This window comes from Citrobacter sp. 172116965 (genome assembly GCF_013458095.1).
Lineage (GTDB): Bacteria > Pseudomonadota > Gammaproteobacteria > Enterobacterales > Enterobacteriaceae > Citrobacter > Citrobacter braakii.
The window spans coordinates 3,196,813-3,218,542 of sequence record NZ_CP046673.1 but is presented as its reverse complement, the minus strand read 5'-3'; the positions used below and the strand labels follow the sequence as shown (position 1 = coordinate 3,218,542).

Here is a 21,730-nt window from a genome sequence, read left to right as displayed (position 1 = left end):
GGTAAAGCGTTAACCAGTCTTTTGGTCTGAGTGCTGCGAGTTTGTTGTTTCTTGCCCAAAGTGTGCGAGTGCCGGTGCAATCTGCCCGGATTCAGGAGAAATTTGGTCAGTCATGAACCAAAGCGTGTATTTCATGAACTGAGGCATCTTCAAAATTTTCATCATCACATCTGTGGGGGGGGTCGAACGCCCACTTTCGTAATAGCTTAAGGTTCCGTAAGGAATTCCTGTTAAATCAGCAAGTTGCTGCCTGCTTAGATATTCAGACTTGCGTATGAGTACAAGTTTTTCATTTAACGCGTTTGACATAGTGTTTAGATCTCAATACCATTTGGTTTAGATGTAGATAGTTTTGTGTTTAGAAATGCACACAATTAGTCACTATAAGACATTAGAAGCGATTCTTAAATGTTTGAGGGGTCTTTATCATGGCGAAGCAAATCGCGTTACAAACAGATGCAGTGCCATATCAGGAGTTTGCAAGACTGATTGGCAAATCGGAGCGTGCTGTAAAGGGAATGATTGATAAGGGAAAATTGCCAGTAATTGAAATGACAGATCCTCAGTCAGCGTCTGGCCGTGCTGGAGAGTATTGGGTCTATCTCCCTGCCTGGAACAACGGAATGAAACTTGCGTATGAAAGCCGTCCGAAAGCGATTAGGGAAGGGTGGCTAATGTGGTTGGGCTTAGGGTCTTAACCGGTTGAAATACATCGCTCAGTTGGTGAATGGCTAGCTGACCAGTCGGCATAAGGGGGGAGAAATGGAACATCAGTCGAAAACCATAAAAGTAGCTTTATTCCGTGGTGAATTAGACGAAATGACACTTTCTAATAGTCTTGTTATTCCACGAAGTCTGCGTAAGTGGGTGAATAGCGAAGAGCTCAAAAGTGAACCAGTGTTTATTGATGGCGATGATTTAGTTTTTCGCAGCACTGATGGCTCAGTTGAAATACTACGCCTTGACTTGATACAGCTTCTTTCTGATAACTACGGCCGCATGAAAGAAAGGGCTATAGGGATAAGTATTGATAATCGTTTATATCTGGCGCGCTGTGTGAGAGAAAAGGCGCGAGAGCTAGGAATTACGCTAATGAGCAAGGACGATTGGGATGACATTTTTAATGTGATGGTACGGCCGCATCGTTCCCAAAAAGCCGTACCACATGAATTAGACGCTTAGTGGTTTATATCAATAAACCCTTGAAGATGATTTAGTTTTTTTGAGTGAGCTAATTCTCTTAACTTAATTGTCAATACATCGACTTGATTCGATTTTTCCACGTCACCCATTGGGGTTGGTAGAGACTCAATTAATGCTACGGCTTGTTCAAGAGTGGTAATTAATTCATTAAGTTTTTGATTGTTCACTTTTTACCTCTTAGTGGTGGAGTTGTTTTTGGCGATTCAATCCTACCACAAGACCATGTGCCGGGCATGGACAAAACCCGGCTACTTAATGGAGGATTTATGCAAGAACCACGTTGTATTGCTCAGCTACTTCGTAAGGAAAGTCCCCAGCCTATGGCGTTCAATATTACTCATGGTAAGGGACGTAAAGGCATCATCATCCGCACCCGTAAGCCGGGATTTTTTGCCATGGCTAAACGCTTCATAAAATCCAGAGGGCTATCGTTATGACGGTTATGACCCTTGCCATTGTGGACAAACAGCCAGAAGGATTGCGTAGCCTGATTGGTAAATATCTTGCAGCGCCCCGCTGGCAGGATAGCTGTGATTTTTACAATCAAATGATGGAGCGTGATCGGCTGACTGTTTGCTTCCACGCACAGTTAAAACAGCGCCACGCAACGATGCGTCTCGAAGAAATGAATGATGTAGACCGGGAGCGTCTGGTGTGCGCTATCGATGAATTGCGTGCTGCATTTTCTAAACGTCGTCAGGTTGGCTCAAGTGAGTCTGCATATATTAGTTTTCTAACGGTTAGCCAACGGCGGTCTTTGTTTTTACATGCAGGGTTAAGTGAGGTTGAATTTAATCAGCCTTACTGGCGTATTAATGAAGAATTATGTTGTTGGCGTGAAAATTTATTTCGTGCTTTACGTGAGTTGTTTAGCCTGTTTGAGTATGCGCCGACGATATTAACATCGGTCAAGCCTGAGCAATATTTGCATTAATTAAATAATCTAAATTTTAAACGCACTTGATTGTGCGGGACTTCTTTTTGTCTGGAGAAAGTCATGCTTACAGGAATGGAAAAGCAAAGCAGCAACTTTTCTTTATTGCTTCAACAAGCCAGAGCAGAAGCGCAGGCCGATGCGGCGACTACATTCTCATCTCATCTGGATAAACTGATTCAACATATCGTTACGCAGGAGTTGGGGCGTGTTGAGATTGTCGAGTTACTCAGTCAGGAATCAACGGTACTTCATAACGCAGGTCTCGTCCGTAGGGAGGCTGTTTAATGTCTGTGCTGAAATCTGTGATTCTTAATAGCTGGTTAAAAGTTGCAGTTCTCAAAAATGGTGATTTATCTCTGTCTGACCTTAAACATGATAAAGACACCGGCGCTATGGTTGAGTCTGTTATTGCCATTTATTCGAATGAATTAAATCTCTGTTCTGATGTTGTCGGCTTGCTCGTCAATCGTGCTATTTATCTCAAAAAAATAACCACGGCGGATGAATTAATAAAATTCATGGCTGAACAATCTACATGTTGCGCCTGTGAACTGAAAAAATTAAATCGTAAAGGTGATGAATAATGTCAATTTATATTGAGGTGGGCGACCGTTTCGTCGTCATTAGTGACCAGTTTCAATTTATTTTGAAGGAAAAGAAAACCGCAAAATCAGGAAAGAACGCCGGTAAAGAGTGGCTCGGTGTTGTTGGTTATTATCCAACAATTTCCAGGCTCGTATCTGGTCTGATATTACACGGCATCCTGACCGGTGAGGCGGCCAGTTTTGCGGAAATTGGCGAGCAGGTCGAGCATATTGGTCAGCAGTGTCAGACCGCGTTTTCTGCTAATGGCCGTTGAATCTCGGGGGCAAGTTGCCTCTTCGTTACTGCCAAAAATATCTAAGCGCACCGGCGACACGTTCGTCGGCGCTTACTCATGGAATGCCCCTCAAGCGGCCATCGGTCGTGACAGACCCCTTACACGTGCCGAATTCCGTCAGGTGCAAGGTGTTTTATATCGAATCGACCGCCTCCCTTTTTTCCTGAAAACACTGTTTAACTCTCGTTATAACTTCATTAGACGAAGCAAAAGCCCTCTCGATGGGCTGTATTTCCTAAGAAACACTTTTGAGCGGAAACTGTTACCCCGACTTGAACGTGTTAACGAGCTGTGCGGGATGAATGATTCTGTCTCGCGCGGCTTTCTGTCTGAGCGTGATGAATATACGCGCCTGCCTGATATGAATGACAAAGAGCTTAAGAAATTTGCGGCCAGAATTGCGTCACAACTCTGGAGCAAATATGAGGATCTGAGCGACGAATGGGCGGAGGCTTTTGGGGGCAAAGACTGTCTCTACACCGATGAGGCGCAGGCGCATTTATACGGTCAGCTCGCGGGGATTGCTCGTGCGTTTAATATTACGCCGTTGTACTGGAAAAAATACCGCAAAGGTCAGATGACGATCCGCATGGCGTTTTCTGCAGTCGCCCGGATGATTAACGATGAATGGTGGACAAATCAGCTTAAGGCGCAGCGGATGCGCTGGCGCGAGGCGTTATTGATTGCCGCCGGTGAGGTTAATAAAGACCGCTCGCCGTATGCCAGTAAAATGGCGATCCGCGATGTTCATGCTCGCCGCCTGGCTAATCTCGAATACCTCAAATCCTGTGAGCTGGAAAACAAAGTAACCGGTGAGCGTATCGACCTCATCAGTAAGGTTATGGGAAGTATTTCTAATCCTGAAATCCGTCGTATGGAGTTGATGAACACCATCGCAGGGATTGAGCGATACGCGGTCAGTGTGGGGGATGTCGGGATGTTTATCACCATCACCTCACCCTCGAAATATCATCCGACGCGTCAGATCGGGAAGGGCAAAGATAAAACGGTGCAGCTTAATCACGGCTGGAATGAAAGTGCATTCACCCCTAAAGATGGCCAGCGCTATCTGTGCCGAATCTGGAGCCTGATGCGTACCGCTTTCAAAGATAATGACTTGCAGGTCTACGGCATGCGGGTGGTTGAACCGCACCACGACGGGACGCCGCACTGGCACATGATGCTGTTTTGCAAACCCGATCAGCGTAAAGCCATCACCGAGATTATGCGCCGGTATGCTCTCAAAGAGGACGGCGACGAAAGAGGAGCGGCGAAACAACGCTTTGAATCTAAACACCTCAATCGCGGTGGCGCAGTCGGTTATATCGCTAAATACATTTCAAAGAATATCGATGGTTATGCCCTCGATGGTGCGATCGATAAAGACACTGGCAAGCCACTGAAAGACACCGCCGCAGCCGTTACCGCGTGGGCGTCAACATGGCGCATTCCTCAATTCAAAGCTATTGGCCTGCCGACAATGGGCGCATATCGAGAGCTGCGAAAGCTACCGCGCGGCGTGAGTATCGCCAGTGATTTTGACGACCGTGTCGAGGCTGCGCGAGCTGCTGCAGATGAGGGCGAGTTTGACCTGTATATCGCCGCGCAGGGTGGTGCGAATAAACCACGTGACAGTCAGACCGTCAGGGTCGCCCGTAAGGTGACTGATGAGGTCAATGAATACGAGGAAGATATCGAGAGAGTAGTCGGTATTTACGCCCCTCACCTCGGCGCAGGTCATATCCGTGTCACGCGATCTGAAGAGTGGCGCATTGTTCCAAAGGTTTTGGCCGTTGAGCCTTTGACCTTAAAAAGCGGCTCTGCCGCGCCTCGGAGTCCTGTCAATAACTGTGGAAAGCTCACCGTAGGTAGCGATCCAGTTATGACCCCCACATCGTCTGAGCAAGCCTTAGCGGTTTTGAATCTTATTGAGCGCGGGTTTATCGGTTGGAATGAACCTGATGTCGTACAAGCGCTCAACGACGCGTTAAAAGCTGGCGCACCGCGTAAAAGTCGCCTGCAAAGGAGCAATGCGCCGCTGAAAACCAGCGAAAAGGCGCCATCAGCCAGGATGACTAAAGCCGAAAGGGAGTGCGTCGCAAAAATTCGTTTCGATTTGGCTCAGGAGGGCATTACCCCGGAACGGTGGGTGCTCGACGTGCTGGCACGTGGGGCAACGGTGGTTTTTGGTGGAGTAAGGTATTGTTACTCACGCACGGATGATTTTTGTGAGGACATTAACTCATTGAATAACTGGGCTGTTAGTTAAAGTAAAATTGAATCATAATTCATTCCTAAAACAAATACTTAACCTGCCAAAAATCTGTTTGAAAGGGATGTTTATGCTTATATATCAAGGTGGTAGAGAAATTTATGAGGATGATTTCCGTTCTCATGTTTATTCGCTGTGCCAATTAGACAATGTAGGAGTGCTTTTAGGTGCTGGCGCTTCGGTTGGTTGCGGTGGGCAAACTATGAAAGAAGTCTGGAAGTCCTTTAAGCAAGACCATCCAGAACTTTTAACACTACTTATCGAACATTATCTTCTCGTTTCTAAGGCTGATTCAGATTCTGATTCAGTAAACGTCGAGCTGTTAATTGATGAGGCAACAAAATTTTTATCAGTAGCTAAAACAAGACGCAATGAGGCTGAAGAAAAAGAATTTAGAGCGATATTAAGTGCATTATACAAAGGAGTAACTAAAGCTGCATTACTAACAGGGGAGCAATTCAGGCAAAAAGATCAAGGAAAAAAAATACAGTTTAAATATCATAAAGAATTAATCTCAAAATTGATTTCAAATCGGCAGCCTGGTCAGTCAGCACCAGCACTTTTTACAACAAATTATGATTTGGCTTTAGAGTGGGCTGCGGAAGATCTCGGTATTCAGTTGTTCAATGGGTTCTCAGGGCTACACACAAGACAGTTTTATCCACAAAATTTTGATCTGGCTTTTAGAAATGTTAATGCGAAGGGAGAGGCTAGATTTGGTCATTACCACGCCTATCTTTATAAGTTGCATGGTTCTCTTACATGGTATCAAGATGATAGTTTGACAGTTAATGAAGTAAGTTCATCTCAAGCTTATGATAATTATATCAAAGATATTATAAATGAAGAAAATTATTATCGAGGCCAGCATTTGATTTACCCCGGAGCAAACAAATATAGCCATACAATTGGATTTGTTTATGGTGAAATGTTTAGGCGGTTTGGTGAGTTTCTTTCGAAATCTCAAACGGCTCTTTTTATAAATGGTTTCGGTTTTGGCGATTACCATATTAATAGAATAATATTAGGTGCGTTATTAAACCCTTCTTTTCATGTTGTTGTTTACTATCCAGAATTAGCCAAGGCTCAGATTAATGTTGATTCTGGTACAGCTTCGGAAGGCGAAAAAGCAATAATTACATTAAAACATTTAACGCTCAATCAAGTGACCGTCGTAGGAGGCGGAGGTGATGCTTACTTTGATAGTTTTGTGAAACATCTTCCATATCCAGTTCTTTTCCCTCGCGAAAATACTGTAGACGATTTGGTTGAAGCTATCTCGAAACTTTCTAAAGGAGAAGGTCATGAGCCATTTTAAACTTTCAGAGCTTTCCGCGATCGGCTATGTAGTCGGATTGGAAGGTGAAAAAATTAGAATAAATCTTCATGAAGGGTTACAAGGAAGATTGGCATCACATAGGGATGGGATTAGTTCGGTTACCCAGCCGGGAGATCTGATTGGTTTTGATGCGGGTAATATATTAGTGGTTGCTCGCGTTACGGATATGGCATTTGTTGAAGCGGATAAAGCCCATAAAGCAAATATAGGAACTTCAGATATAGCGGATATGCCACTTAGGCAAATCATAGCCTACGCTATAGGTTTTGTTAAAAGGGAATCTGACGGGTATATTTTTGTTTCTGAAGATTGGCGATTACCAGCATTGGGTGCTTCAGCTGTTCCTTTAACCACTAATTTCTTAAACACTATCTATAGCATCGAAGAAGGTGATTTAGATAAAGCAATTGAACTTGGACTCGATTCACGTACCAAATCTGTACGAATAATGGCTAGTGTTGATAAATTGCTAACACGGCACATAGCTGTATTAGGTAGTACTGGCTACGGTAAATCAAATTTCAATGCATTACTGACTCGTCGAATTGCTGAGAAATATACTAAATCGCGAATAGTTATTTTTGACATGAATGGTGAGTACTCTCAGGCATTTGTGGGATTGCCAAATGTTAAACATACCATTTTAGGCAAGCGTCCAGACGGTGAAGTGCCTAACCCACCTTTATTACAGGGTGTAGCATACACAGAAAAATCTTATTATTATAAGCAGATACCATATCAGGCACTTGGTTTTGCAGGTTTAATAAAATTATTACGTCCTAGCGATAAAACTCAGTTGCCAGCACTGAGAAATGCTCTCAATGCTATTAACCGAACTCATTTCGATAAAAAAACATACTTCCTGAAAGATGGAAATGGAAATTGCTTTAATATTTATGACGATTGTAGAGAAGATAATCAACTGCATCTTGCTGCTTGGTTAGCAGGTTTGCGTAACCGAACATTGGATAAAGCTGACAGGTGGGCTCCATTTAAATGTTTAGCAAGTTTGGTAGCAGAGTTTGGCTGTGTCGCTGCTGACTCTAGGACGGGTGGAAGCAAGCGTGATGCATTTTGCTATGGCAATGTACTCCCTCTAATAAAAATCATACAGCAATTAGCAGACGACGTAAGATTCAAAAATATTGTCGATATGAATGGTGGCCAAGTCTTAGCTGACAATGGTAAGCATTGGGAAGCTGCCATGAAAAATGAAGTGGACTATTTTTTTGGAACAGAAAAGGGAGAACCGAATGATTGGAATATTCATATAGTTAATTTGAAAAATCTGTCACAAGACCACGCTCCAATGCTTCTGAGTGCATTACTTGAAATGTTTGCGGAAGTTCTTTTCTTGAGAGGGCAAAACAAAGCCTTTCCAACAGTGCTACTCCTTGAAGAGGCTCATCACTATTTAAGGGATCCCTACTCTGAAGTTGATGCACAAATCAAAGCTTACGAACGTCTGGCCAAGGAAGGTCGTAAGTTCAAGTGTTCCTTGATTGTAAGTACTCAGCGTCCTTCTGAGCTGTCTTCAACAGTATTAGCCATGTGCTCGAACTGGTTCACATTGCGACTGACCAATGAGCGTGACTTACAAGCGCTCCGTTATGCAATGGAAAGCGGAAATGAATTAATGATTCGCCAAGTTTCTGGTCTACCAAGGGGGGATGCGATTGCCTTTGGGTCCGCATTTAATCTCCCTGTAAGGATTTCTATTCATCAAGCTGAACCAAGTCCACGCTCATCAGACGCAATATATTCTGAAGAATGGAAATAACCTTGCTTTCTTAGCACGTTATTTTGAATTTGTGGTGCATTAATTTGCATTTTTTTTACATGTCAGGATTTGGTTGCAATAGCCGCAACTGGTGCGGCTTGGGACTCTTAATGCACCTGCATAAAAAGCGATCCCTTAAGCGCGCAGGCGAGGCGGGGATAGCACTGCGCGCCAGAGGCGGTGACAGCATTTAATTTTATGCGTCTGTGGGCGTCGTGACGGCGCTGATGCTTTACAGGTCTGTGATAATGTGTCGATGGGATTGCGTGGCGTGGCGTGGCGTGTGGTGTGGTGTGTCTGAGGCTGTCAGGGATGAAGCCGCCCGGAGGCGGCAATTTTTGCGGGGTTATTCTGACTCGAGGTTGTAATCTTTAAAGCGGACCACTTCCATCCCGAGCCAGTCGTTAATCTCTTTAAAGCGCTCCTGCAGTGGGTTGAGTTCATTACGCACAAACACCCGTGCCACCTTCTCAACATCCCCCATTGAGCCAATATTTTCCGGTTTGCCGCCCATGAGCTGGAACGGTACGCGGTGCGCATCGAGCAGGTCAGCAGCGCTCACCTTTTTGATATTGAAAAAGTCATCTTTCGTGGCGACCTCACTCAGCGGCACTATCTTGATGCCATCCGGTTTCCCGTTGGGCGCATAGAAAAACAGGTTTTTAAAATTCCCGAGTCCCTTTGAATCACGCATTGCAGAACGCAGCGACTCGACGTCGGTGCTGCTCTGCGCCGCGTCGGTGACGTACATGATGTAACCCGCGTGCGCGCCATTCTGGTAATACTTGCGACGAAACAGGGTGGCGGATTCATTCAGCCAGGCTGAATTGAGTGCGCTCAGGTATTCCGGCATGCCGTAAAGCTCCTGATTGATATCAGGCTCCAGCAGGTGAAACACCGAGCCGGGTGCGAACGGGTGCGGGTTGTTAAAGCTCGATATGTACCAGTAAACGCCATCCTCGACACCCCGGCGGGTATATTTAGCCGGTGATGTTTCCAGTTTTAAAAGCTGGCCGGTAACGCTCATGCGTTTCTCAAGATAGCCGTTGGCAAAGACCAGATAATCCAGCACAAGGCGGCTGAAATCCTGACGCGACAGGAGCGGGTGCGGGATGTAGGTGCTCGTCAGAATATTTCGTTTCACGTAAATCGGCGAGCTGTGATGCACGGCGGCGCGCAGGCTTTTTGCCAGACCTGAGAAGTTGACCGGCGGCTCGTACCACTTACCGTTATTGATGCACTCGACATAATCGAGGATATCGCGGCGATCCAGAACGGCGGAGGGCTCGCCAAAGGTGAACGCCTCCATTTTTTGTGGTGCGCTGGCAGTCGTTGTGGCGGGGTTCTTCTGTTGTTTTTTCATGTCAGTTAATATCCAGAATTGACGTTGAATGCATACCGCTACCGGCGGAAAGCGGCTCGTTTAACAGGGCGTGCATGGTGGCCCATGCGATATCCGCGTGGCTGGCCTCTTCACTGCGGCTGGCCTCATAGGTGGAGCTGCGCCCGCTGCTGGTCATGGTTTTTCGGATAGCCATAAATGACTGTGTGATGTCAGTTGCCCCGGCGTCGTATTCCAGACACCCGCGTCTGATGGTGTCTTTCGCTTTCAGCACCATCGCGGTTTTCATTTCCGGTGTGTAGCGAATGGCGCGCGCAGCAGGGAAGAACGAGCGCACGAGCTGGTAAACACCCTGGCCGATACCGGTCGCATCGATGCCGATATACTCGACGCAGTATTTTTCGGTCAGCTCGCGGATGGCCTCGGCCTGCGTCGCAAAATCCATGCCTTTCCACTGGTGACGCTCAAGGATGCGGAACTTGCCCCCGGCAACCAGTGGCGGAGCCAGTACCGCACAGCCTGCGCTGTCGCCGGTGTGTGACGGGTCATAGCCAATCCACACCGGACGCCAGTTAAACGGACGGTCAGAAAATGGCTCGAAGTCCTCCCATTCTTCCATCGCATCGACCATGCAGCGCTGCAGCTCCTCGAACGGGAATACCGACGCCTTGTCGTCGACAAACTCGCACATGAAGAGGTTGCGGAAATCATCAGCGCTGTTTTCCTGTTTCAGTTGATCCAGATTAAACAACGTGCATCCCCCGGCGAGCGCATCCTCGATGGTGACAATCTGCCGCCACTGACCGTCCGGGCACAGCATGCCCCCGGCCAGCGCCTTATGACTGATATCGATGTCGACACGCTCGGCGGCGCTGCTGCGTCCCCGGTTAAACAGCTCACCTGACCAGAACGGATATGCGCCATGTGCCAGCGTCGAGGGTGTTGAAAAGTAGGTGGTGCGCAGGTGGGACTGCGACGCCATCCCCGAGGCGACTTTACGCAGTCTCTGAAAGTTGGGGATCCAGAAGATTTCATCGACATACAGGTCGCCGTTATGACTCTGCGCCGTGTTGGAATTGGTCCCGAGAAAAATCAGCTCTGCGCCATTGTTGCCGATGACAATCGGGTCGCCTGACAGGTCGACCTCGACCATGCGCGCAAAGGCGATGATGTACTTTCGGAACACATAAGCCTGCGTCTTACTGGCCGACAAAAATATCTGGTTTTGTCCGGTTTTCAGGGCGCGCAGCAGTGACTCGCGGGCAAAGTAAAACGTGGCGCCAATCTGGCGCGATTTGAGGATGTGGCGAATACGGTGCTCGACACCGGCTTTGTGCCAGTGGCGCTGATATTCGAATGACTGAGTAAAGAAAATCTCTTCGAGTTTTTCGATAGCCTCTTCGCTGAAAAAGTTACGTTTTGGCTTGCGGCGATCGCCTTTGTTGCGGCTGGCAATGTTGGGATTTAAATCCGCCTCGTTTCCCGTCTGGCCGTAGCGGCTGACACGCGCGAGCCGTTCCATCTGGCGTGACAGAAAGTCAGCGACTTTGAAGTCGTGCGGCGTGAGGTCAGGCTTTGCATAAAGCTGAATCAGGCGCGCTTCAAGCGTGGATTCCACGCGGTTAAGCGGGGCGGTTTCCTCCCACCCGTCACGCTGTTTCCAGCTCTGCACGGTCGGGCGCTTGACCTGCAGCGTGTCGGCGATTTGTGGCACGGAAAACCCCTGCCAGAACAGAAGGCGCGCCTGTCGTCGTGGGTCGTGCAAAAGGGAGAGGTCAGTCGAAATGGTCATGGTTGCCTCGTGTCAGTGAATACGGGGCAAGGCTAAGGAAATAGCCGGGCATTATCGCTAACCCCCTGTTGTGTCAGGGGGTACACGTCTGCAAGCGGTGGCTGATGCGGGGCGGAGTCGGGAAACTACACCCGAACCGAAAACCCAACATCAGGACACCTGAACAATGGCAAAGAAAGTTTCTAAATGGTTTCGCATTGGCGTCGAGGGTGACACCTGCGATGGCCGCGTGATTAACGGCGAAGATATTCAGGACATGGCGGACACCTTCGACCCGCGCGTCTATGGCTGTCGCATCAACCTCGAACACCTGCGCGGCATTCTGCCTGACAGCGTGCTCAAACGTTATGGTGACGTGACCGAAGTCAAAGCGGAAGTCATCAGCGATGACTCGGCACTGAACGGCAAAAAAGCGCTGTTTGGCAAAATCGCGCCGCTCGACGAGCTGGTCAGCATGGTGAAAGCCGGGCAGAAGGTTTACACCTCGATGGAGATTCGCCCGAACTTCGCCAACAGCGGCAAGTGCTATCTCGTCGGTCTGGCCGTCACCGATGACCCGGCAAGCCTCGGCACCGAATACCTCGAATTCTGCAGCCGCGCCACGCAAAACCCGCTCGCCGGTAAAAAAGCCCATCCTGACGATCTGTTTTCCGTTGCCACGCTGGCAGAGCTGGAATTTGAAGACGTCCCCGACACTGTGCTCAACAGCCTGACCGACAAGGTCAAATCGATTTTCAGCCGCAAACAGGTCAGCGATGACGCCCGTCTTGCAGATGTGCATGAGGCGGTGACCGCCGTTTCTGAGCAGGTACAGACCAACCTGACCGCCTCCGAAACGCGCGTCACTGAGCTGGAAACCGCCTTTGCACAGCTAAAGCAGGACGTGACCAGCCAGACCACGCAAAGCGCGCAGGCGCTTAACGCCCTAAAAAGCTCCCTCGATAACACCGAAAGCTATCGCCAGCCACGCCGCGAGAAATCGAAAGGCGGGACGGGTGACGAACTGCTGACCAACTGCTGACAGACCTGCCGGGTGTGTGTCGCCCGGCCTGATACCCCCTTTTTAGAGAAACAGGAATAACAATGCGTAAAGATACCCGCTTTAAATTCAATGCTTACCTGTCCCGCGTGGCGGAGCTGAATGGCGTCGACACCGACGACGTGGCGAAAAAATTCACCGTTGAGCCGTCCGTGACGCAGACCCTGATGACCACCCTGCAGGCGTCATCCGCGTTTCTGACCAAAATCAATATCGTGCCGGTCGACGAGCTGAAAGGCGAAAAGGTCGGGGTTGGCGTCAACGGCACGATTGCGAGCACCACGGACACCGCCGCCGATGACGAGCGTAAGACCGCTGATTTCACTGCGCTCGAATCCAACAAATACGAATGCGCGCAAATCAACTTTGATTTCCATATTCGTTATAAGCAGCTCGACCTGTGGGCGCGTTTCCAGGACTTTCAGACCCGTATCCGTGACGCGATTATCAAGCGTCAGTCGCTCGATTTCATCATGGCCGGCTTCAACGGTATCACCCGCGCGGAGACCTCCAACCGCAAAACGAACCCGATGCTGCAGGATGTCGCAGTGGGCTGGCTGCAGAAATACCGCAATGAAGCTGCAGCGCGTGTGATGTCGAAAGTCACTGATGATGACGGCAAGGTTATTTCCGATGTGATCCGCGTGGGTAAAAACGGTGACTATGAAAACCTCGATGCGCTGGTGATGGATTCGACCACCAACCTGATTGATGAGATTTATCAGGATGACCCGGAGCTCGTCGTTATCACTGGCCGTAAGCTGATGGCGGATAAATATTTCCCGCTGGTTAACAAGGCGCAGGAAAACAGCGAAACGCTGGCCGCTGACATCATCATCAGCCAGAAGCGTATCGGCAACCTGCCTGCTGTGCGCGTGCCGTACTTCCCGGCGAATGCCCTGATGGTGACGCGCCTCGATAACCTGTCGATTTACTTCATGGATGATGCACACCGTCGCGCCATCATCGAGGAGCCGAAAAAGGACCGTGTCGAAAACTACGAGTCAATGAATATTGACTATGTGGTCGAGGCTTACGCCGCCGGTTGCCTGATTGAAAACATCAAGCTCGGCGACTTCACTGCACCTGCCGCACCGGAAAGCGGGGAATAAGCCATGACGAGTCCCGCAGCGCGTCACATGATGCGGGTCTCGGCCTCTGAAACTGCGCGGCGGGCTGCTGCTCCGCTGCGCAATGCAACTGCCTATGAGCAGATGCTCGTCAAGCTGGCCGCAGACTGTCGCACGTTAAAACAAATCCGCTCCAATGAACGCAAGGCAGACAAAAAGCGTGAGCTGCTGCCGTTCTATCTGCCGTGGGTGTCGGGTGTCCTCAGCTACGGAAAAGGGGCGCAGGATGACATTGTCATGACCGTCATGCTGTGGCGTCTCGATGCAGATGATATCGCCGGTGCGCTGGAGATTGCCCGCTATGCGATGACCTATGGCCTGACCATGCCGACCGGCGGCCACCGGCGCACCACGCCGTATTTACTGGCCGAAGAGGTCGCCCTGTCAGCGCAGCGCCTGCTCGATGCGAAACAGCCTGTCGGGCTGTCGCTCCTGCTCGACACCATCGCACTGACCGAACGGGCAGACATGCCGGATATCGTGCGCGCAAAGCTGCACAAAATTACCGGCTACGTGCTGCGTGAGGCTGGCCGTCTGACCGACGCGCTGGCGCACCTGCAGCGTGCGATCCAACTGGAGCGGGCTATCGGTGTGAAAAAAGATATTGAACAGCTCGAGCGCGCGCTGAAACCCAAAGCCGAACCCGCACCCAAACAGAATAAACCGCGCACGCGCAAACCTGCTGCCAAACCGGCGGCACGGCGCGGGCGTCCCCCGAAAGCGGCAAAAGCCGCAGGTTAACCGAGCGCTCCCCGAGCCGGGCGGCACGCCGGTCAATGCGGGTATTGATTGCCCTGACTGCGACCGGCGTCCACCGCCCACCCATTACCCGAGGTTGTCATGACGACAGTGATTATTGAGCCAAAAAAAGAGCCGCAGGATGTGCCGGGCGTAGTGATACCACCACCGGACGTGAGCGAGCCGGTAATAAAAAACACCTTCTTTTTCCCTGATGTGGATCCGAAGCGCGTGCGCGAGCTGATGCGTCTGGAGCAGACTGTTTCCGCGCTGCGCCTGAATGATGCGATTAAAGCCGGTATGGCTGAAACCAATGCGGAGCTTGCCCTGTGGCGGGTTGAGCAGATGGCCGCAGGGCATGACACGCTGGCTGATGTGCCTGCCGATGATATCGATGGCGAAAGCGTGCGCTGTTTCCACTATTTTCGCGCCGTCTGCGCCATGACCAGCGCCACGCTGTTTGAGCGTTATCGCGGTATCGATGCGACGGCGAAAGGCGACCGCAAAGCGGAAAGCACCGAGGCGGTTATCGATGAGCTGTGGCGGGATATGCGCTGGTCTGTGGCGCGTATTCAGGACAAGCCGCGCTGTATTGTCGGTCAAATCTGATGAAGGTCAGGGCGATGCAGGGTGACACCCTCGATGCGATTTGCGCCCGGTATTACGGGCGCACTGAGGGCGTCGTTGAAACGGTGCTGCAGGCGAATCCAGGGCTGTCGGAGCTGGGTGTTATTCTGCCGCACGGCACGGCAATCGAACTGCCCGAAACCGACAGCGCCCCGAAAACCGAAACGGTGAATTTATGGGACTGAGTGTGGAAAAAATCACGACGTTTATCGCTTACTGGCTGGCCGTGGGGCTGGCGTATTTCGGGGCAATGTCCCCTGAAAAGCTGGCGCTCTATGTGGGGAGTGCCTGCGCCATTTTTACCGCGCTGACGAATTACTGGTTTAAGCGCAAAACCTACCGCTACCTGACCTCACTCGGACCCGATAAGGGGGCTGCCCGTGAGCTCAATCATTAAACGCTGCAGTGTGGCCGCCGTGCTGGCGCTGGCCGCGCTGATGCCTGACTTTCGTCTGCTTAATACCTCGCCCGAGGGGCTGGCACTGATTGCCGACCTCGAAGGGTGTCGTCTGACACCTTACAAGTGCAGCGCGGGAGTGTGGACGTCAGGCATCGGCCACACTGCCGGGGTGGTCCCGAAAGGGGATATCACAGAGCGACAGGCGGCGGAGAATCTCGTTGCCGATGTGCTCAACGTCGAGCAACGGCTCGCGGTCTGTGTGCCGGTGGATATGCCACCGCGCGTCTATGACTCGCTGGTCAGTTTTGCGTTTAACGTCGGAACCGGCGCGGCCTGCCGGTCGACGCTGGTCTCGTTTATCAAGCGTCACCAGTGGTGGCAGGCGTGTGACCAGCTCACCCGCTGGGTGTATGTCAACGGTACAAAAAATAAAGGGCTGGAGAACCGCCGCGCGCGGGAACTGGCGTATTGCATGAAAGGAGTGACTCAATGAAACAACACATTACCTCACTGATTTTTGATTTCCTGCTGACACTGATGCTGTTTATGGGACTGACGAACCCGCAGGGCGTGGCGGTCAATTTCGTTGCCGTATGGGCGCTGTTTGGCTGTCTGGTCTGCATTGCCGCCAGCCTCGCCGGTGTGGCTGCCTATGAACACTGGCAGGGAAACCGGCAAAAGGGTATCCCGTTGAATGATGCGGTGATGAAGATTTTCCGTTTTGTGTTTTGTCGTAAACCTCCCCCGCTGCGCCGCTTCTGGTCGCTGCTTATTTTTGCTGGCGTTTTTTCCTGTCTGGTCGGCGCGGGATGGGTGTTTACAGCGCTGCTGTATCTGATTTGTGTTCTGGTGCTTAACGCTGTGCGTACTGCTTACCGTCAGCGCATCGAGGGGGAGGGAATGTGTCCAGATTCATTGTGATCCTTCTGGTTGCTGCGCTGGCCGGGTTGCTGTGGCTGCGACATGAAAATGAGAACTTATCACGGTCATTTGAGAAAGCGAATCGCGTCGCCAGTGCGCAAAAGACGACGATTGGCATGCTGAAAAATCAGCTTGCCGTATCGCAGCGAATCGCCAGGGCGAATGAGGACGCGCAGGTCAGACTCGGAGATGAGCTGGCCGTTGCCGGTGAGCAGGCGGCAAGACGGGAAGAAACCATAACGAGGCTGATGAATGAAAACGAGAAGTTACGCCGCTGGTACAGCGATAAGCTGCCTGATGCTGTGCGCCGGTTGCACATCCGAACAGGCTGCGCCTCCGCCGCCCGTTGTTTACAACGCCTGCCCGAAGGTGAGCCTCTGCCCGATGCCGGGAAGCGACCCCGTCAATAACGGTGATCTGAGTGCCGATATTCGCAGGCTGGAGCACGCGCTCACCGCCTGTGCGATTAAGGTCGAAACCATCAAAGACTGTCAGGATAAAATCAATGCAGAAAATGAAAAGCCTGCGCAAAGCGCTGAATGACGCCGTCCCACAGCTCATGAATAACCCCGAGATGATGCGTATCTTTGCCGATGAGGGGAATATCGATGCGCGTCTCGCGGCTTCGCTGTCCCATGAAAAGAAATACACGCTGAATGTGATCGTGTGTGACTTTGTCGGCGACCCCGACCTGATTTTTGTGCCGGTGGCGGCGTGGCTGCGAGATAACCAGCCGGATATCTGCACGCTCGATGAGGGGCGCAAAAAGGGTTATCGATTCCAGATGGACTTAAACGACGGGGACAATGTTGATATCAGTATCAGTCTGCAACTGACGGAGCGCACCCTTGTCCGGGAGGAAAACGGCGCATTACACGTCAGCTATGCCCCGGAGCCACCCCTGCCGGAGCCTGTCCCCCGTCCGACCGAGCTCTATATCAATGGTGAGCTGGTGAGTAAGTGGAATGAGTGAATTAACGCCTTTTGATAACCAAGTGGCAGGGCTTATCGGAGCATTAGCACCGGCGTCTCGTCGTAAGCTGGCCGCTGAAATTGCGAAGGAGCTGCGCAGATCGCAACAGCAACGTATCAAACAACAAAAAGCACCTGATGGCACGCCGTATCAGGCGCGAAAGCGTCAGCCGCTCAGGGCAAAAAAAGGTCGAATAAAACGGGCGATGTTTCAGAAGCTGCGAACGAGTCGCTACATGAAAGCCAGTGGTCGCAATGATGCTGCTGTGGTGGAGTTTACAGGCAAGGTGCAACGTATTGCGCAGATTCATCAGCTCGGACTCAAAGATCGGCCTAACCTTCATGTTCAGGACGTGCAATACCCGGAACGTCAGTTACTTGGATTTAGTCAGGACGATAAACAGTTCGTTGAGGAACTGGTCATTAAGCATTTAAATGGAGTCGCTATGGATTGATATGAGTTACAAGTAATTATTTATTTTTAAATGTCTAATTTTAAAAGACTAGGTAAACTTAGGTGTGTTTACCTAGTCTTTTGCTGATTGTATTTTCTATTTTAATCTTCTTCCCCAAATGTCTTTTATTAATAAAATGTGTTCACGCGCTGCCTCTTTTAAATTTTTACCACGAAGCCCCTCTTTTTTTAGTTTTTTTATTACCATTTTTTCAAAAATCTCATCCCATTTTTCGAAAGTGGTCTTTGCAGGGATTTCAACTAGAATTTTAGGTGCATTAATATCATCGCTAACTCTGTCTCCGGGTTTGCCAGGTTGTATATAAACAGCTTTAGATATACGTATCCCTTCAATGATGGGGGAGTGTTTCAATGATTGAAGTGAAATGGCTACTTTGAACTCCATAGGGGTTTTGAAAAACAAAACTAAGTTCACTTGTTCATGATTAAAACGTGTTATAGACCAGATGGAACTGACATCGCCGGTATCTATTTGTTCGTGCATTTTAACTAAATATTCAAGTTGTTTTTTCTCTCTTGTATCTAATATTATAACGGGTATTAGTCTTCCATCGGCTGTCTTGGCGTTTGCGATGGCACCATCTCCAACAAGGTTCAAGTAATCATCTCTTCTTATTGCGATTTTGTTTTTCATTCTAAACCTCATTGATGATGTGCGTTTCGATGGATATCGTTTTTTTATCAATCGATTCCGCTATAACTCGATATAAATCTATCGTCAGCTCATTTGTTATTAATTCTGGTAGCTTAAATGTGATCCATCCGGATTTAGCAGATTTCTCGGAAAGATTTAGTGGTTGCTTGATAATATCGGTGTGATTTTTTAAATTAATTGGAGTCACTGATGTGTTGGGTTCGATCTTCACTTTCCCAGTTGCATTCTTCTTATCCCGGAATTCAATATGCAACTCTATCTTTGAAATGGTATCGTTTAGAGTGCTCAGGTTAGTAAACCTCAAAGCGAAGGAAATGTAAGTCTCTCTGTCTTTTTTCCATTTGTAAGCATCGATGTAATATAAATTTATACCTAAGCTTCTTTGGTCGTGTTGAATCGCTGCTATGTTTAGTGACTTTTTGGCCACAAAGAAACTTTTAAGTGAAATAATCAATGCAAAGAAAGAAACTATTGCACCAATGCTTGCAATAATGTCGCTATCCTTCATGTTGTCCCTCGTTTTAAATGGGGCTTGCTTTTATGAAAGACGTTATATTTATTTCTTGCTGATAAATCAAGGGGTTCATTGGATCTTTTTGTTGACTATGCACTTATAGGCTGCCGCATGAAAGTATCATGAATGGTACTGGTGGCGCTTATTTTTCAAAATGTCATAGTCAAACACGACCACTGTTAAACTCATCTAATGTTCAGACTAACTGTTAACGTTTGTTGTTTCACCCACGACAAAACCCAGCCTGATTGCCGCTGGCCTTGCCCAGCGGCATCCTTTCCCCATGAATACTTTAAATTCCATTCAGGATATCGCCCGCGCTATCCGAAACCTTATCCGCACCGGCATTGTGACTGCAGTCAATCCCGATGAGGGGCTCTGTCGTGTCCAGACCGGTGGGATACAAACCACCTGGTTAAACTGGCTGACCTGCCGCGCCGGTCGCTCGCGCGTCTGGTGGGCTCCCTCGGTTGGTGAGCAGGTGCTCATTCTTGCCATTGGCGGCGAGCTCGATACCGCCTTTGTGCTGCCCGGCATTTTCTCTGATGACCATCCCGCGCCGTCGGCCTCGCCTGATGCCTTTCACGTTTCCTTTCCTGACGGGGCGGTTATTGAGTACGAACCCGAAAGCGGGTCACTCACGGTGAGTGGTATCAAAACCGCTGACGTCACCGCGTCGGACGCCATTACCGCAACTGTGCCGCTGGTACTGGTCAAAGCGTCCACCCGTATCACGCTCGATACCCCCGAGGTGGTCTGCACCAACAAACTGACCACGGCCACGCTTGAGGTGCAAAAGGGCGGGAAGATGAGCGGCAACATCGAGCACGGCGGCGGCACGTTTAAATCAAACGGTGTGCAGGTGGATGACCACGGCCACGGTGGTGTTAAAGGCGGGGATAACTGGACGCAGGGGACAAAATGACAACGAGCTATCTGGGCATGAACAGTCATACCGGGCTCAGTATTTCTGAGGTTGAGCATATCAGGCAGAGCGTGCGCGACATTCTGGTCACGCCGGTTGGCTCGCGTGTCATGCGTCGTGAATACGGCTCGCTGCTGTCGGCGCTTGTTGACCAGCCGCAGACCCCGGCACTGCGCCTGCAGATTATGGCCGCGTGCTATTCCGCGATCCAGAAGTGGGAGCCGCGCGTCAGCATGACGACCATCACCTTTGAACGCGGGGAGAATGACGGCGCGATGTATGTCGATATCACCGGCACGCGGTCAGCGTCAGGCCAGCCTTTTTCTATCATCATTCCACTGAGTTAAACACTATGGCTATTGTTGACCTGAGCCTGCTCGCTGCGCCTGATGTGGTGGATGAGCTGGACTATGAAACCATTCTGGCAGAACGAAAAGCGACGCTTGTCTCACTGTATCCGGAGGAACAGCAGGAGGCGGTTGCGCGCACGCTGACACTCGAATCGGAGCCGATAGTTAAGTTACTGCAGGAGAACGCTTACCGGGAGGTTATCTGGCGTCAGCGCGTGAATGAATCGGCGCGCGCGGTCATGCTGGCGTATGCCGCCGGTAATGACCTCGATAATATCGGCGCAAATTTCAGCGTCAGGCGTCTTGTTATCACGCCTGCCGATGAGACCACGCTGCCGCCCACACCTGCCGTTATGGAGTCGGACACCGATTACCGTCTGCGCGTTCAGCAGGCATTTGAAGGAATGAGCGTGGCCGGGTCTGTCGGCGCTTATCAGTTTCATGGCCGCAGCGCTGACGGGCGGGTCGCAGATATCTCAGTAACCAGCCCGTCACCCGCCTGTGTGACGATTTCTGTGCTGTCGCGTGAAAACAACGGCGTCGCCTCTGATGAGCTGCTCACTGTTGTCCGTAATGCGCTTAATGCCGAAGATGTCAGGCCGGTCGCAGACCGTGTGACGGTGCAGTCAGCCGACATTGTTGACTACCAGATAACCGCCTCGCTTTATCTCTATCCCGGTCCCGAGAGTGAACCCATTCGCCGCTGCCGTGAAAAAGCTGGAGGGCTATATCAGTGCGCAGCACCGCCTCGGGCGTGACATTCGCCTGTCTGCCATTTATGCCGCGCTGCATGTCGAAGGTGTCCAGCGTGTGGAGCTGGCCGCGCCGGTGGCTGACCTCGTGCTCAGCAGTGCACAGGCGTCATTTTTGCACTGATTACAGCATTGTGATCGGGGGCTCGGATGAGTGATACCCGTCTGCTGCCGGTGGGCTCGTCACCGCTTGAAGTGGCGGCGGCGCGTGCATGTGCGGATATCGAAAACACCCCCGTCCCGTTGCGTCGTCTGTGGAGTCCTGACTCCTGCCCGGCTAATTTGCTGCCGTGGCTGGCGTGGGCGTTTTCTGTCGACCGCTGGGATGAGAACTGGCCAGAGGAAACGAAGCGCGCCGTCATCCGTGATGCGTACTTTATTCACTGCCACAAAGGCACTATCGGCGCCGTTCGTCGGGTGGTGGAGCCGCTCGGCTATATCATCAACGTCACGGAGTGGTGGGAGACCAGCGACCCGCCCGGCACATTCCGGCTTGATATCGGTGTGCTGGAAAGCGGTATTTCTGAGGAAATGTATTTTGAAATGGAGCGCCTGATTGCGGATGCGAAGCCCGCCAGCCGTCATCTGATTGGCCTGAATATTATCCAGGACATTCCCGGTCATATGTATGTCGGTGGTGTGGTGTATGACGGCGACATTATTACGGTTTATCCCGGATGAGTGAGG

General features: G+C 50.3%; 31 protein-coding genes and 1 pseudogene. 26 read left to right on the top strand and 6 right to left on the bottom strand.

The features are described from left to right. Window positions 1-9 precede the first annotated feature (9 nt). Window positions 10-309, bottom strand: a complete 300-nt coding sequence (locus GPJ68_RS15750; RefSeq protein WP_041327832.1) for a helix-turn-helix transcriptional regulator — start codon at window positions 307-309, stop codon at window positions 10-12. 119 nt (window positions 310-428) lie between these two features. On the opposite strand from GPJ68_RS15750, the gene GPJ68_RS15745 reads away from it, so the two are divergent. Then, entirely contained in the window at window positions 429-698 is a 270-nt protein-coding gene (locus tag GPJ68_RS15745; RefSeq protein WP_089075513.1) for a regulatory phage cox family protein, read from the top strand. Between the two features lie 64 nt (window positions 699-762). After that, window positions 763-1,182: a hypothetical protein gene (locus GPJ68_RS15740; protein ID WP_089075514.1), complete on the top strand. Its 420-nt coding sequence runs from the start codon at window positions 763-765 to the stop codon at window positions 1,180-1,182. Here the strand turns inward: GPJ68_RS15740 and GPJ68_RS15735 are convergent. Continuing rightward, window positions 1,179-1,370, bottom strand: a complete 192-nt coding sequence (locus GPJ68_RS15735) for a hypothetical protein (RefSeq protein WP_089075515.1) — start codon at window positions 1,368-1,370, stop codon at window positions 1,179-1,181. The two genes, GPJ68_RS15740 and GPJ68_RS15735, sit on opposite strands and share 4 nt — an antisense overlap. Before the next feature lie 99 nt (window positions 1,371-1,469). Here GPJ68_RS15735 and GPJ68_RS15730 point away from each other — a divergent pair, with 99 nt between their 5' ends. From GPJ68_RS15730 to GPJ68_RS15695, 8 genes are all read left to right on the top strand, one after another. After that, the gene (locus tag GPJ68_RS15730) at window positions 1,470-1,640 is read left to right on the top strand and encodes a hypothetical protein (protein WP_168992280.1); all 171 of its coding nucleotides are present in this window, start codon (window positions 1,470-1,472) and stop codon (window positions 1,638-1,640) included. Further along, window positions 1,637-2,137: a replication protein B gene (locus tag GPJ68_RS15725; RefSeq protein ID WP_180836839.1), complete on the top strand. Its 501-nt coding sequence runs from the start codon at window positions 1,637-1,639 to the stop codon at window positions 2,135-2,137. Before GPJ68_RS15730 ends, GPJ68_RS15725 begins: the two co-directional genes overlap by 4 nt. A gap of 63 nt (window positions 2,138-2,200) precedes the next feature. Then, a complete protein-coding gene (locus GPJ68_RS15720) occupies window positions 2,201-2,425 on the top strand; it encodes a DUF2732 family protein (protein WP_180836837.1) in 225 nt (74 codons plus the stop codon). Then, window positions 2,425-2,724 carry a DUF5405 family protein gene (locus tag GPJ68_RS15715; RefSeq protein WP_041327821.1) on the top strand — a complete coding sequence of 100 codons (300 nt, stop codon included), beginning with the start codon at window positions 2,425-2,427 and terminating at the stop codon, window positions 2,722-2,724. The genes GPJ68_RS15720 and GPJ68_RS15715 overlap by 1 nt, the downstream gene beginning before the upstream one ends. Next, window positions 2,724-2,999 carry a DUF5405 family protein gene (locus GPJ68_RS15710; RefSeq protein ID WP_089075517.1) on the top strand — a complete coding sequence of 92 codons (276 nt, stop codon included), beginning with the start codon at window positions 2,724-2,726 and terminating at the stop codon, window positions 2,997-2,999. The genes GPJ68_RS15715 and GPJ68_RS15710 overlap by 1 nt, the downstream gene beginning before the upstream one ends. Continuing rightward, window positions 2,989-5,289, top strand: coding sequence for a replication endonuclease (locus tag GPJ68_RS15705; RefSeq protein WP_180836835.1), 2,301 nt, complete (start codon window positions 2,989-2,991; stop codon window positions 5,287-5,289). Before GPJ68_RS15710 ends, GPJ68_RS15705 begins: the two co-directional genes overlap by 11 nt. A gap of 73 nt (window positions 5,290-5,362) precedes the next feature. Then, complete coding sequence (locus GPJ68_RS15700) at window positions 5,363-6,610, top strand: SIR2 family anti-phage-associated protein (RefSeq protein WP_089075519.1); 1,248 nt, start codon at window positions 5,363-5,365, stop codon at window positions 6,608-6,610. Then, window positions 6,597-8,411 (top strand): ATP-binding protein, encoded by a 1,815-nt coding sequence (locus GPJ68_RS15695; RefSeq protein ID WP_180836833.1) that lies wholly within the window; start codon window positions 6,597-6,599, stop codon window positions 8,409-8,411. Before GPJ68_RS15700 ends, GPJ68_RS15695 begins: the two co-directional genes overlap by 14 nt. Window positions 8,412-8,757: 346 nt before the next feature. Here GPJ68_RS15695 and GPJ68_RS15690 read toward each other — a convergent pair whose 3' ends face one another. Then, window positions 8,758-9,774 carry a phage portal protein gene (locus GPJ68_RS15690; protein ID WP_089075521.1) on the bottom strand — a complete coding sequence of 339 codons (1,017 nt, stop codon included), beginning with the start codon at window positions 9,772-9,774 and terminating at the stop codon, window positions 8,758-8,760. Between the two features lies 1 nt (window position 9,775). After that, window positions 9,776-11,545, bottom strand: coding sequence for a terminase ATPase subunit family protein (locus GPJ68_RS15685; protein WP_089075522.1), 1,770 nt, complete (start codon window positions 11,543-11,545; stop codon window positions 9,776-9,778). A gap of 166 nt (window positions 11,546-11,711) precedes the next feature. Here GPJ68_RS15685 and GPJ68_RS15680 point away from each other — a divergent pair, with 166 nt between their 5' ends. From GPJ68_RS15680 to GPJ68_RS15625, 12 genes are all read left to right on the top strand, one after another. Beyond that, window positions 11,712-12,566, top strand: coding sequence for a GPO family capsid scaffolding protein (locus tag GPJ68_RS15680; protein WP_089075523.1), 855 nt, complete (start codon window positions 11,712-11,714; stop codon window positions 12,564-12,566). Between the two features lie 62 nt (window positions 12,567-12,628). Then, window positions 12,629-13,696 (top strand): phage major capsid protein, P2 family, encoded by a 1,068-nt coding sequence (locus GPJ68_RS15675; RefSeq protein WP_180836832.1) that lies wholly within the window; start codon window positions 12,629-12,631, stop codon window positions 13,694-13,696. A gap of 3 nt (window positions 13,697-13,699) precedes the next feature. Next, on the top strand, window positions 13,700-14,455 hold the full coding sequence (locus GPJ68_RS15670; RefSeq protein ID WP_180836830.1) for a terminase endonuclease subunit: 756 nt from the start codon (window positions 13,700-13,702) through the stop codon (window positions 14,453-14,455). 99 nt (window positions 14,456-14,554) lie between these two features. Next, window positions 14,555-15,061 carry a head completion/stabilization protein gene (locus tag GPJ68_RS15665; protein WP_180836828.1) on the top strand — a complete coding sequence of 169 codons (507 nt, stop codon included), beginning with the start codon at window positions 14,555-14,557 and terminating at the stop codon, window positions 15,059-15,061. Next, window positions 15,061-15,264 carry a tail protein X gene (locus tag GPJ68_RS15660; RefSeq protein ID WP_046276226.1) on the top strand — a complete coding sequence of 68 codons (204 nt, stop codon included), beginning with the start codon at window positions 15,061-15,063 and terminating at the stop codon, window positions 15,262-15,264. The genes GPJ68_RS15665 and GPJ68_RS15660 overlap by 1 nt, the downstream gene beginning before the upstream one ends. Continuing rightward, window positions 15,255-15,476 (top strand): HP1 family phage holin, encoded by a 222-nt coding sequence (locus GPJ68_RS15655; protein ID WP_019077171.1) that lies wholly within the window; start codon window positions 15,255-15,257, stop codon window positions 15,474-15,476. Before GPJ68_RS15660 ends, GPJ68_RS15655 begins: the two co-directional genes overlap by 10 nt. Beyond that, on the top strand, window positions 15,460-15,972 hold the full coding sequence (locus tag GPJ68_RS15650; protein WP_180836826.1) for a lysozyme: 513 nt from the start codon (window positions 15,460-15,462) through the stop codon (window positions 15,970-15,972). Before GPJ68_RS15655 ends, GPJ68_RS15650 begins: the two co-directional genes overlap by 17 nt. Further along, the gene (locus GPJ68_RS15645; protein ID WP_180836824.1) at window positions 15,969-16,400 is read left to right on the top strand and encodes a DNZ54_00345 family protein; all 432 of its coding nucleotides are present in this window, start codon (window positions 15,969-15,971) and stop codon (window positions 16,398-16,400) included. The genes GPJ68_RS15650 and GPJ68_RS15645 overlap by 4 nt, the downstream gene beginning before the upstream one ends. After that, on the top strand, window positions 16,382-16,810 hold the full coding sequence (gene lysB / locus GPJ68_RS25230) for an Rz-like lysis system protein LysB (RefSeq protein WP_180836822.1): 429 nt from the start codon (window positions 16,382-16,384) through the stop codon (window positions 16,808-16,810). Before GPJ68_RS15645 ends, lysB begins: the two co-directional genes overlap by 19 nt. After that, window positions 16,698-16,943 carry an Rz1-like lysis system protein LysC gene (gene lysC, locus GPJ68_RS24990; RefSeq protein ID WP_255489303.1) on the top strand — a complete coding sequence of 82 codons (246 nt, stop codon included), beginning with the start codon at window positions 16,698-16,700 and terminating at the stop codon, window positions 16,941-16,943. The genes lysB and lysC overlap by 113 nt, the downstream gene beginning before the upstream one ends. Then, the gene (locus GPJ68_RS15630) at window positions 16,906-17,373 is read left to right on the top strand and encodes a phage tail protein (protein ID WP_180836820.1); all 468 of its coding nucleotides are present in this window, start codon (window positions 16,906-16,908) and stop codon (window positions 17,371-17,373) included. The genes lysC and GPJ68_RS15630 overlap by 38 nt, the downstream gene beginning before the upstream one ends. Beyond that, entirely contained in the window at window positions 17,366-17,827 is a 462-nt protein-coding gene (locus tag GPJ68_RS15625; protein WP_180836818.1) for a phage virion morphogenesis protein, read from the top strand. The genes GPJ68_RS15630 and GPJ68_RS15625 overlap by 8 nt, the downstream gene beginning before the upstream one ends. A 96-nt stretch (window positions 17,828-17,923) precedes the next feature. On the opposite strand, the gene GPJ68_RS15620 is transcribed toward GPJ68_RS15625, so the two are convergent. Then, window positions 17,924-18,481, bottom strand: coding sequence for a hypothetical protein (locus GPJ68_RS15620; RefSeq protein ID WP_016153625.1), 558 nt, complete (start codon window positions 18,479-18,481; stop codon window positions 17,924-17,926). Window position 18,482: 1 nt separating this feature from the next. Further along, the gene (locus tag GPJ68_RS15615; protein ID WP_180836816.1) at window positions 18,483-19,010 is read right to left on the bottom strand and encodes a hypothetical protein; all 528 of its coding nucleotides are present in this window, start codon (window positions 19,008-19,010) and stop codon (window positions 18,483-18,485) included. 289 nt (window positions 19,011-19,299) lie between these two features. On the opposite strand from GPJ68_RS15615, the gene GPJ68_RS15610 reads away from it, so the two are divergent. From GPJ68_RS15610 to GPJ68_RS15595, 4 genes and pseudogenes are all read left to right on the top strand, one after another. After that, entirely contained in the window at window positions 19,300-19,941 is a 642-nt protein-coding gene (locus tag GPJ68_RS15610; protein WP_180836814.1) for a phage baseplate assembly protein V, read from the top strand. Next, complete coding sequence (locus GPJ68_RS15605) at window positions 19,938-20,288, top strand: GPW/gp25 family protein (RefSeq protein WP_180836812.1); 351 nt, start codon at window positions 19,938-19,940, stop codon at window positions 20,286-20,288. Before GPJ68_RS15610 ends, GPJ68_RS15605 begins: the two co-directional genes overlap by 4 nt. A 5-nt stretch (window positions 20,289-20,293) precedes the next feature. Further along, a pseudogene (locus GPJ68_RS15600) lies at window positions 20,294-21,201 on the top strand (baseplate assembly protein). After that, window positions 21,194-21,724, top strand: coding sequence for a phage tail protein I (locus GPJ68_RS15595; RefSeq protein WP_180836810.1), 531 nt, complete (start codon window positions 21,194-21,196; stop codon window positions 21,722-21,724). The pseudogene GPJ68_RS15600 and the gene GPJ68_RS15595 overlap by 8 nt, the downstream one beginning before the upstream one ends. The last annotated feature ends 6 nt before the right edge of the window (window positions 21,725-21,730 follow it).